This window comes from Streptomyces sp. NWU339, assembly GCF_003143855.1.
Lineage (GTDB): Bacteria > Actinomycetota > Actinomycetes > Streptomycetales > Streptomycetaceae > Streptomyces.
This window is the reverse complement of the sequence record NZ_QFRK01000010.1, coordinates 81,456-98,630: the sequence shown is the minus strand read 5'-3', so window position 1 is coordinate 98,630 and position 17,175 is coordinate 81,456. Positions and strand designations below refer to the sequence as shown.

At 73.9% G+C, this 17,175-nt stretch carries 11 protein-coding genes and 1 pseudogene; 11 read left to right on the top strand and 1 reads right to left on the bottom strand.

The window, feature by feature from the left end; all coding sequences use genetic code 11:
- Positions 1-38: 38 nt before the first annotated feature.
- The 11 genes from DIZ27_RS14740 to DIZ27_RS14690 all read left to right on the top strand — a co-directional run bounded on the left by DIZ27_RS14740 (position 39) and on the right by DIZ27_RS14690 (position 16,093).
- On the top strand, positions 39-3,029 hold the full coding sequence (locus DIZ27_RS14740) for a DEAD/DEAH box helicase (RefSeq protein ID WP_109378854.1): 2,991 nt from the start codon (positions 39-41) through the stop codon (positions 3,027-3,029).
- Complete coding sequence (locus DIZ27_RS14735) at positions 3,026-5,164, top strand: SWIM zinc finger family protein (RefSeq protein WP_109378853.1); 2,139 nt, start codon at positions 3,026-3,028, stop codon at positions 5,162-5,164. The genes DIZ27_RS14740 and DIZ27_RS14735 overlap by 4 nt, the downstream gene beginning before the upstream one ends.
- 276 nt (positions 5,165-5,440) lie before the next feature.
- Positions 5,441-5,965 carry a hypothetical protein gene (locus tag DIZ27_RS14730; RefSeq protein WP_109378852.1) on the top strand — a complete coding sequence of 175 codons (525 nt, stop codon included), beginning with the start codon at positions 5,441-5,443 and terminating at the stop codon, positions 5,963-5,965.
- A gap of 417 nt (positions 5,966-6,382) precedes the next feature.
- Positions 6,383-8,548 carry a hypothetical protein gene (locus DIZ27_RS14725; RefSeq protein WP_109378851.1) on the top strand — a complete coding sequence of 722 codons (2,166 nt, stop codon included), beginning with the start codon at positions 6,383-6,385 and terminating at the stop codon, positions 8,546-8,548.
- A 123-nt stretch (positions 8,549-8,671) separates the two neighbouring features.
- Positions 8,672-10,267, top strand: a complete 1,596-nt coding sequence (pelF, locus tag DIZ27_RS14720; RefSeq protein ID WP_109378850.1) for a GT4 family glycosyltransferase PelF — start codon at positions 8,672-8,674, stop codon at positions 10,265-10,267.
- Positions 10,264-11,673 carry a hypothetical protein gene (locus DIZ27_RS14715; RefSeq protein WP_109378849.1) on the top strand — a complete coding sequence of 470 codons (1,410 nt, stop codon included), beginning with the start codon at positions 10,264-10,266 and terminating at the stop codon, positions 11,671-11,673. The genes pelF and DIZ27_RS14715 overlap by 4 nt, the downstream gene beginning before the upstream one ends.
- A gap of 85 nt (positions 11,674-11,758) precedes the next feature.
- Complete coding sequence (locus DIZ27_RS14710; RefSeq protein ID WP_109378848.1) at positions 11,759-12,760, top strand: GDP-mannose 4,6-dehydratase; 1,002 nt, start codon at positions 11,759-11,761, stop codon at positions 12,758-12,760.
- Positions 12,761-12,801: 41 nt separating this feature from the next.
- Positions 12,802-13,515, top strand: a complete 714-nt coding sequence (locus tag DIZ27_RS14705; RefSeq protein ID WP_109378847.1) for a sugar phosphate nucleotidyltransferase — start codon at positions 12,802-12,804, stop codon at positions 13,513-13,515.
- Between the two features lie 6 nt (positions 13,516-13,521).
- Positions 13,522-14,511: an NAD(P)-dependent oxidoreductase gene (locus DIZ27_RS14700; protein WP_109378846.1), complete on the top strand. Its 990-nt coding sequence runs from the start codon at positions 13,522-13,524 to the stop codon at positions 14,509-14,511.
- Positions 14,508-15,182, top strand: a complete 675-nt coding sequence (locus DIZ27_RS14695) for a spherulation-specific family 4 protein (RefSeq protein ID WP_109378845.1) — start codon at positions 14,508-14,510, stop codon at positions 15,180-15,182. Before DIZ27_RS14700 ends, DIZ27_RS14695 begins: the two co-directional genes overlap by 4 nt.
- A complete protein-coding gene (locus tag DIZ27_RS14690; protein WP_258308370.1) occupies positions 15,179-16,093 on the top strand; it encodes an endo alpha-1,4 polygalactosaminidase in 915 nt (304 codons plus the stop codon). Before DIZ27_RS14695 ends, DIZ27_RS14690 begins: the two co-directional genes overlap by 4 nt.
- 51 nt (positions 16,094-16,144) lie before the next feature.
- Here the strand turns inward: DIZ27_RS14690 and DIZ27_RS14685 are convergent.
- Positions 16,145-17,068: pseudogene (locus DIZ27_RS14685) on the bottom strand (IS3 family transposase); the annotation flags it as partial.
- Positions 17,069-17,175 lie beyond the last annotated feature (107 nt).

Here is a 17,175-nt window from a genome sequence, read left to right as displayed (position 1 = left end):
GCGGAGCGGGCAGGAGCGGGCGGGAGGTGACAGGACGGATGAGCGAGGGGGCGACCGTGACGGCCGAGCGGTGCACGGCCGGGGCGGAAGGCACAGAGATCGGCGAGACCGCCGAGAGGACTGAGGGCACAGAGCCGACGGAGATCTCCGTCGGACTCGCCGCGGTGTTCCTGCCCGCACCCCTTCCGCGCGACGGACGGATCGCCTTCTACGACCCCGAGGGCGATCCCGTCGAGCCCATCGACCCCGCCGATCCCACAGATCTCACGGATCCCACGGATCCCACGGGTTTGACCGCCCCCGCACCGGGGCCCGCCCCGCGTACCCGGCTCACCGTCACCCGCCCGCACGGCGCCGGGGTGCGGCGGCGGACGGTCCGCGCCCACTGCCTGCCCCTCGACGAGGCCCTGCCCCTGCTGGTCCGCGCCCGGCACGATCCCGCCGCCCACCCCGCCACCGCCTGCTGGGGCGCCGCCGCCCTGCACGCGCTGCGGCTCACCGTCCGCGGCCGGCTGCTGCCCGGCCTGACGACCACCGGTCACGACGCCTGGCGGGCCGGCCCGCTCGACCCCGACGACGTGGCGCACCTGCGTGCGGTGGCCGCGGCCCTGCCGTTCGAGGGGCACGCGGTCCCGCTTCCCGGCTCCGGCCCGCTGCGGCTGCCGGAGCCGGAGGCACTCGTCCGCGCCTTCCTCGACGCGGTCGCGGACACCCTGCCCCGCACCCCCGCCGCACCGTACGCCTCGGGACTGCCGTTCGCCGCGCGGAAGGCCCAGCGGCTGCCCGGCGCCCACGACTGGGCCGCCGAGGTCGCCGCCGGAATGGACGCCGGGGTGCGCGTCTCGCTCCGCCTCGACCTCTCGGCGTACGAAGTGTTCGACCTGTTCGACGGCGCCGACGAGAGCGCGGCCGGCGACGGCGCGCGCGGGGCCGGTGCGGCGATCGTCCAGGTGCACAGCCTCGCCGACCCCACCCTCGTCGCCGACGCGGCGGCCCTGTGGGCGGGCACGGCGGACAGTGCGTTCGGCCCCCGCGCGCGGGTGGACACAGCCCTCGCCGTCCGTCGGGCGGCCCGTGTCTGGGCCCCGCTGGACCGGCTCTCCGACCAGGACGTACCCGACGTGCTGGCCCTGTCGGAGGACGAGGTGAACGACCTGCTCGGCGTGGCCGCGACCCGGCTTGCCGCGGCCGGTGTCGCCGTGCACTGGCCCAGGGACCTCGCCCAGGACCTGACCGCGACGGCGGTGGTCCGGCCGGCACCCGGTTCGGCGACCGACGGGAGCGGCTTCTTCGAGAGCGAGGACCTGCTGAGGTTCGGCTGGCAGCTCGCGCTCGGCGGCGATCCGCTCACCGAGGCCGAGATGGACGCCCTGGCCGAGGCCCACCGCCCGGTCGTCCGGCTGCGCGACCAGTGGGTGCTGGTCGACCCGGCCCTCGTCCGCAAGGCCCGCAAACGGGAGCTGGGTCTGCTCGACCCCGTCGACGCGCTGTCCATCGCCCTCACCGGCACCGCGGAGGCCGACGGCGAGACCGTCGAGGCGGTCCCGGTCGGCGCCCTGGCGGTGCTCCGCGACCGCCTGACCACCGGTGTGCAGCCCGCCGACCCGCCCCCCGGACTCGACGCCACCCTGCGCGACTACCAACTGCGCGGCCTGGCCTGGCTCGACCTCATGACCTCGCTCGGCCTCGGCGGCTGCCTCGCCGACGACATGGGCCTGGGCAAGACGATCACCCTCATCGCGCTGCATCTCAAGCGGGCCCGTACCGAGCCGACACTGGTCGTCTGCCCGGCCTCACTGCTCGGCAACTGGCAGCGGGAGATCACCCGGTTCGCGCCCGGCGTCCCCGTGCGCCGCTTCCACGGCCCGGACCGCACCCTGGACGACCTGGCCGGAGGCTTCGTCCTCACCACCTACGGCACCATGCGCTCGGCCGCCCCGACGCTGGCCGCACAGCAATGGGGCATGGTCGTCGCCGACGAGGCGCAGCACGTCAAGAACCCGCACTCGGCCACGGCCAAGGCGCTGCGCACCATCCCGTCCCCGGCGCGCGTGGCGCTCACCGGCACCCCCGTCGAGAACAACCTCTCCGAGCTGTGGGCCCTCCTCGACTGGACGACCCCCGGGCTCCTCGGCCCGCTCACGTCCTTCCGCGCCCGGCACGCCCGCGCGGTGGAGAACGGCGAGGACGACCAGGCCGTCGAGCGCCTCTCCCGCCTGGTGCGGCCCTTCCTCCTGCGACGCAGGAAGTCCGACCCGGGCATCGTCCCCGAACTGCCGCCCAAGACCGAGACGGACCACCCGGTCCCGCTCACCCGGGAACAGGCCGCGCTCTACGAAGCGGTGGTGCGCGAGTCGATGCTCGCGATCGAGACCGCCCAGGGCATGGGCCGCCGCGGCCTGGTGCTGAAGCTGCTGACCGCGCTCAAACAGATCTGCGACCACCCGGCGCTCTACCTCAAGGACGAGCACGCACGGGCCGGCGGCGACCGCCTGGCGGCCCGCTCGGGCAAACTGGCCCTGCTGGACGAACTGCTGGACACCCTGCTCTCCGAGGACGGATCGGTCCTGGTCTTCACGCAGTACGTCGGCATGGCCCGGCTGATCACCACGCATCTGACCGGGCGCGCGGTCCCGGTCGAGCTCCTCCACGGAAGTACGCCGGTACCGGAGCGGGAGCGCATGGTGGACCGCTTCCAGAGCGGTACGACCCCCGTCCTGGTCCTCTCCCTGAAGGCGGCCGGCACCGGCCTGAACCTCACCCGCGCGGGCCATGTCGTCCACTTCGACCGCTGGTGGAACCCGGCGGTCGAGGAGCAAGCCACCGACCGCGCCTACCGCATCGGCCAGACCCAGCCGGTCCAGGTCCACCGCCTCATCACCGAGGGCACGATCGAGGACCGCATCGCCGAGATGCTGGAGGCCAAACGGGCCCTCGCCGATGCGATCCTCGGCTCCGGCGAGTCGGCGCTCACAGAACTGTCCGACCGCGAACTGTCCGACCTGGTCTCCCTGCGGAGGACGCCATGACGCCCCGCCCGTCCGACCGGGCGCGGGAGGCCCTGCGGGCGGCCCGCCGGCGCGCGAGCGCCGAACCGGCCGACACCGGCACCCCGGACCGGCACTCCGCGCCCGTCCCCGACCCGGGCCCTGACACCGGTGGGCACGGGCGGCCCGCGGACCGGGAGCAGCGCCCGGGTGACGTGGCCCGCGACGCCCTGCGCAGGGCGGTACTCGCCCGACGTACGGCGGGAACGGGACGCCCCGAGGCGATGGGGCCCGCGGAGGCGGCGGAGGAGGGGGGCACGGAAGCGGAGGCGGGCGACGGGGGTGCGGACACCACCGCACCGCCGGCAGCCGAAGCTCCCCGGAACCGGTCGATCACGTCGGACCAGCCGGCCCCACCGGACCGGCCGCTCACACCGGACCCGTCGGACCAGTCCGGCCGACGCCCCGGTGACATCGCGCGGGAGGCCCTGCGTTCGGCCCGGGAGGAAGCGCTGCGCGCACGCACGGAGACTGCCGACCGGGAGACCACCGACCGGGAGACCACCGACCGGGAGACCACCGACCGGGAAACCGGCGTGCGGGAAACCGCCGTGCGGCGCGCCGGGCGCACACCGTCGGGCACCACTTCCCGGGTCCCGCGCACCACCCGGGGCGACCGCGCCGAGAGCGCCCGGACGAGTGAGCGAGCAGCGGGCGAAGGAGCACACCGGGTAAGGGAGTTGCTCACCGGCGCCTTCCCCTCACCCCCTGACGTGGGCGAACCGACCCCGAAGCCCGACGGAACCCGCCACGAACCCCCGGCGCCCCCGGCACCTCGGGCGTCTTCCACCCCGCCCGCTTCCCCGTCGTCGCACACCCCCCACTCCATGGCCGCCCCCGCCCGCGACGGCGAACTCCGCCGCACCTTCCCCGCGTTCCCGCCCGGTGCCTCGGACGGCCCGGGGTTCGCCGAGACCTGGTGGGGCAACGCGTGGGTCACGGCGCTGGAGGAGGGCGCGCTGGACGCCGCGCGGCTGGCCCGCGGACGCCGGTACGCGCAGCGGGGGCACGTCGACGCCGTCACCGTCACCCCCGGGCTCGTCCTCGCCTACGTCCAGGGGAGCCGCCCCCGCCCGTACCGGGTGCAGGTACGGCTGCGCACGTTCGGGGACGCCGACTGGGAGCGCTTCCTGGACACCGCCGCCGACCGGCCCGGCGACATCGCGGCCCTGCTGGAAAAAGAGCTGCCCCAGTCCCTCGCCGACTGCGGGGCCCCGCTGCTCCCCGGCCCCGGGGACCTCGAACCGCGGTGCAGCTGCCCCGACTTCGGACACCCCTGCAAGCACGCCGCCGCCCTCTGCTACCAGACCGCCCGGCTGCTCGACGCCGACCCGTTCGTGCTGCTCCTGCTGCGCGGCCGGGGCGAGCGCCAGGTGATCGACGCCCTGTCCCGGCGCAGCGCCGCCCGCGCGGCCCGTGCCACCCGGGGCGGGGAACAGGAGAGCCTCCCCGGAGTGCGGGCCAGTGAGGCCGTCGCCCCCCGCGCTCTCCCGCCGCTGCCGGCACCGTTGCCCCCGCCCCCGCACCCCGAGCAGCCGCCCGTGTATCCCGCGTCCCCCGGCGGCCCGGACCCGTTCGCGCTCGACCAGCTCGCCACCGACGCCGCCGCCCGCGCCCACACCCTGCTCACCAGCGGCCGCGACCCCGTCGGCCGGCTCACGCTGTGGCAGGACGCGGTACGGCTGGCCGCCGCCCGCCCGGGCTCCGGGCTCACCGCGGCCACCCGCGCGCTGTACTCCTCGCTCGCCCGAGCGGCCGGCCGCACCCCGGCCGAGCTGGCGCGCGCGGTCGCCGCGTGGCGCCAGGGCGGTCCGACGGGACTCGAGGTCCTGGAGGACCCCTGGGACCCGCCGGCCGGCCGCTTCGACCGCGCCCGCCCCCTGCTCCTCGCCGCCGACCTGCCCGCCTTCCGCCCCTGGCGCAACCACCTCACCCATCCCCGCGGACACGTTCAGCTCCGCCTCGGCCGGGACCACCTCTGGTACGCGTACGAGTCCGAACCGGGCCACGACGACTGGTGGCCCCGCGGCACCCCCGACCCGGACCCCGTCGGCGCCCTCACCGGCCTGGATGCCCTGGACGCCTTGGACGCCCTGGACAGTCCGGACATCCGATGACCGGCCCCGCCTCCGACGCCGTCACCGGGTGCGGCCGGGCCGTCACCCGAACGGTATGCGCCAAAGTCTCCGGGGGAGGCGACGAGACCACTCCGCGGGCCCGTCGCCTCGGCCGCTCCACCGGACCGCCCGTGTCGTGCGGCGATGCCACCGATCGGCAAGTGTCACGATATGCGCACAGCTCCTTCACGGCGGGTGCGCTTTCGGTCGGTGGCCGGACGGGAGGTCCCCGACGGGGGAGACGGTCGCCGGGGCGCGTGCTTAGCCTCCCGGCTCATGAGATCACCACTGAGACGCCTCGGGCCCGCCGCCGTTCTCGCCTTCGTCCTCGCCCTGTTCGGCATGGCCCCCCAGGCCGCCGCGGCCGAACCCGCGCCCGCCGAGCTGACGTTCACCACCGACACCGCCACCACCACGCCCGGCGGCACGGTCCAGCTGTCGATGACCCTCACCAACAACAGGACGTACGACATCTGGTTCGTGTACCAGACGATCGACCCCACGTGGCTCACCACCCAGCGCCCCGACCTGAAGTACGACTTCACCGGGTGCGCCCTGGTCACCGCGGCCGGCAGCACCCCCTGCACGGGGACCGGGCCCGCCGACCTCGGCGCCAACTACGGCACCACCGTCCCGCCCGGGCAGAGCCGGACCGTCACACTGACCCTGCAGATCGCGCCCGACTCCGGCTGCAACGGCAACATCGGCTTCTACTCGTACTACTACGCCGAGTTCAGCGACACCGGGAACGCCGGCGGCGGTCCGGTGTACACACCCGAGACGCGGGTGCTCTGCGCCTGACGGACCCGGCAGGCCCCTGACGGTCAGCCGGTTCCCGGCGTCGTCGACCGCATCCGGTCCGGCGCCGCACCGGTCGGGGGCCCGGACCTCCGGCAGGCCCACCGGCGGGCCGCTTCGGCCCGCCGGTGCTCCGTTCGCGTCTTCGACCTGCTCAGGTCTTCCGCGCGCCCGCTCCGGCCTCCCGCGTCCCGAGGAACCGCGCCTGTCGCTTCCGGCCCGCCGACCCCCTGATGGTCACCCGCGCTTTTTCGCCAGTTTCCGCAACCAGCCCACAAGAAGCACACAAAGTCATCACTATGTGACGCGACGGATGCGTCGACGACTGGCTTCTGAGGGGGATGCCGGCGTCGCGCACGGGGGTGCGTCGGCTCCGGCGGAGCGGTGTCCACCCCTGTCCGTGGGAGGGGACTGCACCGCATGAAGCGGATCACACGCACCGCCGTGCTCACGGTGGGCGCACTCATCGCTGCCTTGGGCGTGCCGAGCGCGACCGCGCACGCCGCCGACGGCTTACCCCGCGTCGACCTGCGCGTCCTGGTCGTCAGCGACGGAAGCCCGGCCGTGGACGCGATCGCGGCCGAACTGAAGACCGCCGGCACGCCGTACACCGAAGTGGACCTCACCCGGTCCGACCGCCCCGTCATCGACTCCGGCTTCCTCGCCGACACCGTGGACGGGCGACCACGCGCCAAGTACCAGGCGGTGGTCCTGCCCAACGACAACCCGTTCCCGGCGAACTCGCCCGAGATGACGGCGCTCGCCGCCTACGAGCGGACCCACGACATCCCGCAGGTCGACGCCTACACCTACGCGCGTCCGGAGGCGGGCCTGGAGTACCCGGTCGACGGCGGCTACGCCGGCAGCATCGACGGGGTGCGGGCCGAGGTGACCGACGCGGGCCGGGCGGGCCCCTTCGGCTACCTGGACGGCCAGGTCCCCTTCGAGGACAACTCGCCCACTGTCAGCGAGAGTTACGCCTATCTGTCGACCCCCGTGGCCGGCGCGGACTTCACTCCGTACGTCGAGGCCGCGATCCCGGGCGGGACCGGGCGGGGTTCGCTGGTGGGGGAGTACCGGCACGACGGGCGGCGGGAACTCGTCGTCACCTTCGTCTACAACCAGTACCAGCGGCAGTTCGGACTGCTGGCCCGCGGCATCGTGGACTGGATGACCGGCGGCGTGCACCTGGGCGCCTCCAGGAACTACTTCGCCGTGCACGTCGACGACGTCCTCGCCGCCGACGACCGCTGGGACACGGAGCTGAACTGCACCCCCGGCGACGTCGACTGCCCGGAGGGCGAGGGCACACCCGACCCGATCCGCATGCTCCCCGCCGACGTGGACCACGCCATCTCCTGGCAGCGCGAGCAGGACTTCACCCTGGACCTCGCCTACAACGGCGCCGGCAGCTTCGACCAGCGCCAGGGCAACGGCGGAGCCGATCCCCTGGCGGACAGACTGATCGCCGAGCGGAATCGATTCCGCTGGATCAACCACACCTACACGCACGCCTTCCTCGGCTGCGAGCAGGACACGACAGTGGTGCCGTGGCGGTGCGCCACCAACGCCGACGGCAGCACCAAGTGGGTCGGCCGCACGACCGTGTCCGACGAGATCGCCACCAACCGCGTCTGGGGAGAGACCGTCGGACTGCCCCTGCACAACGACGAGTTGGTGACCGGAGAACACTCCGGACTCAAGGTGCTGCCGCAGCAGCCCGACGACAACCCCAACCTGGCCCCCGCCCTCGCCGACAACGGCATCACCTGGCTCGCCTCGGACAACTCCCGCGATCCCGCGCAGCGCAGGGTCGGGCCGGCCACGACCGTCTCGCGCTACCCGATGAACGTCTTCTTCAACGCCGGGCGGACAGCCGAGCAGGTCGACGAGTACAACTGGATCTACACCAGCCGCGCCCAGGGCGGAAGCGGCATCTGCGAGGACAACCCGGCCACCACGACGTGCCTGCCGGCTCCGCTGGACACCGCGACGGGATACACCGGGTACATCGTTCCCCTGGAGACCCGGATCGCGCTCGGCCACGTCCTCGCCAACGATCCCAAGCCGCACTTCATCCACCAGTCCAACCTGGCCGAGGACCGCATCGCCTACCCGGTCCTGGACGGCGTACTCGACGGCTACGAGGCCCTGTTCGCCGACGACACCCCCGTGGTGAACCTGCGGATGAAGGACATCGGCGTCGAACTCCAGCGCCGTGCCGCCTGGGCCGACGCCCTGCGGGAAGGCCGGGTCACCGCCTACCGCACCGGTGGCACGGTGACCGTCGAGGCGCCGGACGGCACGGCTGTCACCGCCACCGCGCCCATCGGGACCACCCTCGCGGGAGACGCGTTCGGCGAGGCCTATGCGAGCCGGGTGTCCGGCTGGGCGCAGACGGCGGGCCGGACCGTCCTCTCCTTCACCCTGCCGGCGTCCGCCCCGGACGGCGCTGCCCCGGACGGCACCGCCGCCGACGGCGACGGACCGGCTCCGGACGCGAAGGCCCCCGCCACCGCACCGGCCCCGGACACCCGGGTCCCCGCCGGCGTGAGGGACCACGTCCCGTACACCGCGCGGAGCTGAACGGGGCACCGGCCCACCCGGGGCACCGGCCCCGGTCACCGACGCGTGACCGGGTGCCGGGCCCGGCCCGAGCTCCTCTCCCCGCACCCCATCCCACCCCGCACCCGGCCGTGGAGCCCACCGATGCACGTTCACCACGGCGCGCGACGCCCCAGCTCGACGCGCGTCACCCTGCTCACCGAAGGCACCTATCCGCACAGTCACGGCGGTGTGAGCGTCTGGTGCGACCAACTCGTCCGCGGCATGCCCGACATCGACTTCGACGTCCTCGCCGTCACCGGCACCGGCCGCGAACCCGTCGTGTGGGACCTGCCCGCACACGTCTCGAACGTCCTGACCGTCCCGATGTGGGGAGCCCCGCCCGCGGGCCGCCCGCCCGGGCGGCGTCCGCGCGAAGTCCTGACCGGTGCCTACGAGCAGTTCCTGACGGCGCTGCTCGACCCGTGCGCGGAGAGCGGATTCGCCCCGGCCCTGTACACCATGGCGCGGGCCGCCGCCGACGGAACACTCGGCCCGTTCCTGCGCGGAGACCGGGCGATCGCCGTGCTGACCGCCGTGTGGAACCGCCGGGGCATGGTCGTCCGTGAGGCCCGCCCCACGCTGCACGACGCGGTCACCGCCACCGGACTGCTCGAGCACGCCCTGCGCCCGCTGGCCGCGCCCCTGCCGAGGGAGGGGGTCGCCCACGCGGTCAGCGGGGGCGTCGCCGTCCTGCCCGGACTCGCCGCCCTGGAACGGCACGGTGTCCCCCTGCTCCTCACCGAGCACGGCGTCTACCTCCGTGAGCGGTACCTCGGCTACCGCACCGGCCCCTACCGCTGGCCGGTCAAGGCACTCGTGCTGGGCTTCTTCCGGCTGCTGGCCGAGGAGAGCTACCGCAGGGCCGCCCTGATCACACCGGGCAACCGCTACAACCGGCTGTGGGAGGAGGAGGGCGGGGCCGACCCGGCGTCGATCCGCACGGTCTACAACGGGGTGGACCCGGAAGCCTTCCCGCCGGCCGGACCCGAACCGGACGCGCCGACCCTCAGCTGGGCCGGCCGCGTCGACCCGATCAAGGACCTGGAGACCCTCATCCGGGCTTTCGCCCTGGTCAGGGCGGAACGTCCCGGTGTCCGGCTGCGGCTGTTCGGCGGGACACCCCGGGGCGGGGAGGCCTACCGGGAACGGTGCGAGGCCCTCGCCGCCGAACTCGGTCACGGGGACGCCGTCGTCTTCGAGGGTCGCGTCGACGACATCAGGGACGCGTACGCCGCCGGCAACGTCGTGATGCTCTCCAGCATCAGTGAGGGCTTCCCCTTCACGCTGATCGAGGCCATGTCCTGCGGGCGGGCGACGGTGTCCACCGATGTCGGCGGGGTCCGCGAGGCCGTGGGGGACACGGGTCTCGTCGTACCGCCACGGGACCCGGCCGCGATGGCCGCCGCCGCGCTGGAACTGCTCGGCGATCCCGCACGGCGCGCGGCCATGGGGGAGGCCGCCCGGCTCCGGGTGATCGAGCAGTTCACCCTGCGCCGGACCGTCGACACCTTCCGCGCCATCTACCTCGAACTGTCCGGCACCCGGCGGCATCCGGCCGAGGCGGGAACACAGGAGGACACGGGGACACAGGACGGCACGGGGACGTACCCGCAGTGGCCGGCCGACCGTGCCGCGCCGCCCCCGGACGAGCGCCCACAGGTCCCGTCACCCGTGGCGACAAGGAGCGTGGCCGTATGAGCGGCCCCATGGCACTGGAGCCGGGCGGAGCCGAACAGGACACCCTCGCCCTCCGGACGGCCGCCGCCCTGCGGCTGCCGCGGGCCCTCCCGGCCGACGACCCCACCCTCGTCGTGCGGTTACCGCGGCCCGTCCCGGACCGGGAGGAGGTGGACCGGCTGGCCGCCGCCCTGGCCGACCGCATCGGCCCCGCCGTTCACCCCTACGAGGTGGCCGCGCTGCTGGAGGCGGAAGGACTGCCCGCGGACGTCGTCCGGCAGCGGTACGGCCATCCGAACCTGTTCTCCCTGGCTTCCGCCCTGTATGAGCGCGTCCCCAGGACGTTCCCCGAGCCGGCCCCCGCCCCCGACCCCTGGCGTCCCGACACCGTGCGCTGCCTGCTGCGCGGCGTGCTGTTCGCCCTGCCCGGCCTCGCCTACCTGCTCGCCGCACCGCTGGGGCAGGCGGCACGGTACGCCCCCGCTCTCATCGCGGCCGGTGTCGTCTCCTGGGCCTGGAGCCAGGCCCTGGGGCACCGCGCCCACCTGCGCCTGGCGACGGGGCGCCACGAGGCGGGCCGCACCCTGCTGACCGGGGCCGCCCTCGGAGCGGCCCTGGCCACGGCGACCGCGGCCGTGGCGGCCGGCGGCGGACCGGTCGTCCTGGCCGCCGCCGCACAGTCGCTGTACCTGGCCGCCGCCTCGGTGCTGCTGGTCCTCGCCCGGGAACGGCTGCTGCTGGCAGCCCTGACACCGCTGCTCGCCGGCGCCGTGCCGCTGCCGTGGTGGGAGCCCGGCCCCGTGCTGAGGCTCGGTCTGCCCCTGCTGGCGCTGGTGGCCACGCTTGCCGCCGCCGGCCGGTCGCTGCGGAGCGTGCTCGGCACCCCGCCCGTCCCCGGCGCGCGCCGGCCACCGCTGCGGGCCTCCCTGCCCTACGGACTCTTCGGCCTCGCCGCGGCGTCACTGGTCCTGCTGGAGGGCCGACAGCATCCGTACGCCGTGATCGTGCTGACCGTGAGCATGGGACCGGCCGAGTGGCTGCTGTACCGCTACCGCGGCCGGTCGGTCGCGGCGCTGCGGGCGACCGCGACGCCCACCGGCTTCCTCCTGAGGTCGGCCGGCCTCCTCGCTCTCTTCCTGCTCGCCTACCTCCTGCCGCTGACGCCCGCGGCCCTCCTCACCGGAGCCGACCCCGCCGCCCTGCTGTTCCTCGCCGCGACGCTGTGGACCGCCCTGCTGCTCCAGGCGTTCGGCGTCGCCTGGCCCTCCGCCCTGATCTGCCTGACCGCCGCGGGCTGCGCCGCCCCGGTCACCCTGCTGCGCCTGCCACCGGGGCCGGCCGTCCTGCCGCTGTGCTACGCCGCCGCGGCCCTGTGCCTGTCGGTGTGCGTGCTGCGGCTGCTCGGCCGGCCGGCGGTGCACGCCTGACCGTCCGCGCGCACGACACCACCACCCGCGACCCGTACCGCACCGTCGCACCCCACCCGTTCAAGCAACCGGAAGGACACCTGCGTTGACCTCCGCACCGCTCGCCGCCGTCACCGGGGCCGAAGGCTTCATCGGCTCCCACCTCACCGAAGCGCTCGTCGCCGCCGGGCACCGCGTCCGGGCCATGGCCCAGTACAACTCCTTCTCCTCCTACGGATGGCTGGAGACCCTGTCCCCGGACGTCCTGGACCATGTGGAGATCGTCCTCGGCGACGTCCGGGACCCCGGATCGGTGCGCGGCCTGCTCGAAGGGGCCGACAGCGCCTACCACCTGGCCGCGCTCATCGCGATCCCGTACTCGTACCGGGCTCCGCACAGTTACGTGGACACCAACGTCACCGGCACCCTCAACGTGCTCGAAGCGGTACGCCAGTTGGGCACGCCGAGGCTGGTGCACACCTCCACGAGCGAGACCTACGGCACCGCGCGGACCGTGCCGATCACCGAGGACCACCCCATCAACACCCAGTCCCCGTACGCCGCTTCGAAGGCGGGCGGGGACCGGCTGGCCGACAGCTACCACGCGAGCTTCGACACGCCGGTGGTGACGCTGCGGCCGTTCAACACCTTCGGGCCGCGCCAGTCGATGCGCGCGGTGATCCCCACCGTCATCGGCCAGGTCGCGGCGGGGGAACGCACCATCACCCTCGGCGACCTGCGGCCCACGCGGGACTTCACCTACGTCGAGGACACGGCGCAGGCCTTCCTCGCCGTCGGCACCGCACCCGCCGAGCAGGTCGTGGGCCGGACCTTCAACGCCGGGACCGGCGGGGAGATCTCGGTCGGCGACCTCGTCGCGCTGATCGGCAAGGTCATGGACAGCGCCCTCGACGTACGGGAGGACGCGGCACGGCTGCGGCCCGCCAACTCCGAGGTGATGCGGCTGGTCGCCGACGCCACCCGGCTTGCCGCCGCCACCGGCTGGAAGCCCGCCCACACGCTGGAGCAGGGACTCGCCCGGACCGTGGAGTTCTTCCGCGACCCGGCCAACCTGGCCCGCTACAAGACCGGCATCTACAACATCTGACCCGCCCCCGGGGAACACGAAGGATCCGAAGGAGAAGCCCCATGCACGCAGTGATACTGGCAGGAGGCAAGGGCGTCCGGCTGCGGCCCTACACCACGGCCCTCCCCAAGCCGCTCGTCCCCATCGGCGACCAGCACGCCATCCTGGAGATCGTGCTGCGCCAGCTCGCCACGTCCGGCTTCACCCACTGCACCATCGCCATCGGCCACCTCGGCGAGATCATCCGCGCCTACGTCGGGGACGGCTCCCAGTGGGGCATGGACATCGACTACGCCACCGAGGAGAACCCGCTGGGCACCATGGGCCCCCTGCTCTCGCTGCGCGAGCGGCTGCCCGAGACCTTCCTGGTGATGAACGGCGACGTCCTGACCGACCTCGACTACGCCGACGTCCTGAACCGGCACCGGGCGTCCGGTGCCCCGCTGACCATCGCGACCTACGCCCGCAAGGTCCACATAGACTTCGGCGTGCTGACCACCCGGGCGAGCCGGGTCGTCGCCTTCACGGAGAAGCCCAGCATGGACTACCGCGTCTCCATGGGCGTCTACGGGCTGTCCCGCTCGACGCTCGAGGGCTACACGCCCGGCCTCCCACTGGGCTTCGACGAACTCGTCCTGGACCTCCTCGCCGCCCAGCGCCCGCCGCACGCCTACGAGTTCGACGGATACTGGCTGGACATCGGACGCCCGGACGACTACGACCGGGCCAACGCGGAGTTCACCACCCGCAAGTCCATGCTGCTCAAGGGGGCCTGAAGACCCGTGCGCGTTCTCGTCCTGGGCCGCACCGGCTACCTGGGCCGTCATGTCGTCGCCCAGCTGCGCGGCCTGCCGGACACCCAACTGCCCGAGGCCGGCCGCTCGACCGCGGGGACCGGCGCGGGTCTGCGCATCGACCTGGCCACCGACCCCCCCGACCGGCTCGCCAAGACCCTGGCGGAGGCGGCGCCCGACGCCGTGATCAACTGCGCGGGCGCGACCGCCGGGGACGCGGTCACCCTGGCCGAGGTCAACACCCGCGGCCCCGCCGTCCTGTGCGCCGCACTGCGGCAGGCCGCTCCCCGGGCACGCCTGGTGCACCTGGGGTCGGCCGCCGAGTACGGCCCGGGGGAACCAGGCACCAAGGTGACGGAGACGGCGGCGACCCGCCCGCTCGGACCGTACGGCGCGACCAAACTCGCGGGCACGGCGGTGGTGACGGCCTCCGGCCTGGACGCGGTGGTGCTGAGGGTGGGCAATCCGGTGGGACCGGGGGCGCCGCCCACCGGGCTGCCCGGCAGGGTCGCCGCCCTTCTGCGCGAGGCCGGCGCGTCGACAGGAGCGGGGCCAGAGGCAAGGGCAGGGGCGGTGCTGCGGCTCGGTGACCTGTCCGCGTACCGCGACTTCGTCGACGCACGCGACGTCGCGCGTGCGGCGGTGCTCGCCGTCATGGCGGCCGGGCCGCTCCCGCCCGTCCTCAACATCGGCGGCGGTGAGGCGGTCCGGGTGCGCGACCTGGTACACCTGCTGGCCCGCCGGGCCGGTTTCGGGGGACAGCTCGAGGAGGACACGAAGGACACGGGGGCCGCGGGAGGCTCGGCCCGCTCGGCGGCGGTGTCCTGGCAGTGCTCCGACATCACGGCGGCGGACGAGGCACTCGACTGGCGCCCCTCGTACACCCTCGAGGAGTCACTGGCCGCGCTGTGGGCGGACGGCGGCACGGGCGCCACCGGTGAGGACACCGCCGGCACGGAAGGCGACCGCGCGCCGTGAGCCTGCTGATCCCTCTGTACGTCCATCCGGCCGAGGACCCGGGTGCCTGGCACCGGCTGATCACGGCAGCCGACCGTACCCACGCCGTTGTGCTCAACCCCGCGAACGGCCCCGGGACCGGCCCGGACCAGGCGTTCACGGCGGTCGCGGACGCGCTGCGGACGGCCGGCGCCCGGCTGCTCGGCTACGTCGACACCGACTACGGCGCGCGGGACCCCTCCGCGGTCACCGCCGACGCGCGTCGGCACCGGGAGTGGTACGCGGTCGACGGCTGCTTCCTGGACCGGGTGACCGCGGGGCCGGAGGGCCTGCCGGGCTGCCGCAGGCTGGTCCGGTCCCTGCGCCGGGCCGGCGCGCGGACCGTCGTGCTCAACCCCGGAGTGGACCCGGCGCCCGGCTACGTCCGCCTCGCCGACCTGACCGTCACCTTCGAGGGGCACTGGTCCACCTATGTCGCTGCGTTCAGCCGCTCCGTCCGGGTGAAACCGCATCCACCGGAACGGATCTGCCACCTCGTCTACGGTGTGCCCGAGGCACTCGTGCCCCTGGCCGTACGCACCGCGCAGGACCGCGGCGCCGGGGTCTGCTGCCCCGTGACGGGTGGACTTCCCAATCCTTGGGCCGAGTTGACTCCTGCCCTGACCGTGACCGAAACCGAGGGACGAGCATGACCAGGAAGCCTCCGCCCCGCACGCCCGCGCCTAGGGTGCCGGCCGCGCCGACTGTGCCGGCCGTGCTGGTCGCGCTGGTGGTGCTGGCGATCACGGCCCTGACCGGGTGCTCCGCCCCGGACGGCGCCAGGGACACGGACGCCGCCCGGTCGTCCGCACCGTCCCGCACCTCACCGGAGGCCCCGACCAGAACCTCCCCCGCCCCCGGCGGGGGGCTCTGGCGCCCGCGCCCCGGGCTCGCCTGGCAGTGGCAGCTCGACGGCAGGGCCGACCCGTCGGCCGAGGTACCCGTCTACGACATCGACGGCTTCGAGAACACCGCGGCGGACGTGGCCCGCCTCCACCGTGACGGCCGCAAGGTGATCTGCTACATCAACGTCGGCGCCTGGGAGGACTTCCGGCCCGACCGGGACGCGTTCCCGCGCTCCGTCCTCGGCAGGACCAACGGCTGGCAGGGCGAGCGCTGGCTGGACATCCGCCGTATCCCCGTACTGAATCCGATCATGGAGCGACGGTTCGACATGTGCCGGGACAAGGGCTTCGACGCGGTGGAGCCGGACCTGATGGAGGGCTACGACCACGACACCGGGTTCCCGCTCACCGCCGCCGACCAGCTCCGCTACAACCGCATGATCGCGGACATCGCGCACGAACGCGGTCTGTCGGTGGGCCTCAAGAACGACCTGCCGCAGATCCCGCAGCTCGTGGACGACTTCGATTTCGCCGTCAACGAGGAGTGCGCGCAGTACGGCGAGTGCGCCGAGCTCACTCCGTTCATCGAGGCGGGCAAGGCGGTCTTCCACGTGGAGTACGCGGAGCCGACCGGTGAGTTCTGCCCCGAGTCCCGCGAGCTGAAGCTGTCGTCCATGCGCAAGAAGCCGGAACTGGGGGTGTGGCGGGACCCGTGCTGACCCGGAGGAACCGGCTGCCTGAGGTTGATCTCCGGGAGCGGACACCGGGTTTCACGCGACGAGTGACAACGTACGTGACGTGATCAGTTGCTGTTCGAACTCTGCTGGGGTGAGGCAGCCGAGCGCGGAGTGGCGGCGGCGCCGGTTGTCGTACGACAGCCGGGTGAACGGTGCCAGCCGCGTCTGTGCCTTCGAGGTCCAGCAGTATCCGTGGAGCAACTCGCGCTTGCAGCCCGGGAAGAACGACTCGGCGAGGGCGTTGTCACAGCTCGATCCGACGCGGCCTGTGCGGCGGCGGATCCCGTGGCGGTGGCAGACCTCGGAGAAAGCCCCCGCGCTGTATTGCGCGCCCCTGTCCGTATGAAAGACGACTCCGTGCACCTGGCCGCCGCGGGCGGCGACGGCCGTCTCGATCGCGTCGGTGACCAGCTGGGTGCGCATGTGGTCGGCGATGGACCAGCCGATCACCCGGCGCGAGCAGACGTCGATGACGGTGGCCGGGCAGAGCCACGTCGAGCCGACGGCTGTGCAGGGGAGGTCGCCGCACCACTTGGTGTCGAGCGTCTGCGCGGTGAAGTCGCGCATCACCGGGTCCGGCGCGGGCGGGGCCATCCTGTTCGCGATCGTCGTACGCTTCTTGCGCCGCAGGTGCCGGCCGATGATGTGGTTGACCCGCATCAGACGCGTGACACTCCCCCGCGAGCGGGGGCGCCCCCAGCGGTTGACCTTCCATCCCCGCGCCCGCATCCCGGCGTGGACCCGCGGGGTGCCGTAGGCACCGTGGTGTTCGGCGTGAATCTCTCGGATTTCAGCTGTCGTGCGTCTCTCCTCGGCCTGGCGCTCGGCACGGGCCTGAGCCGTGGCCAGGTGCCGGGAGTGGCCGGAGCGGGAGACCCCCAGGACCCGGCAGACCCGCTTGACGCCGAAGTCGGCGTGGTTGTCGGAGATGAAGTCCCAGCGGTGGGGGCTCACTTCGTTGAGTCGGCACGGGGCGCGGTTCCGGCGTTGCCACCGGCCCGTTTCCCCGTGCCGCTCGCCGAACCCGGCGTACCCGTCTCCGAGTACCGGGCTCTCCACGGATG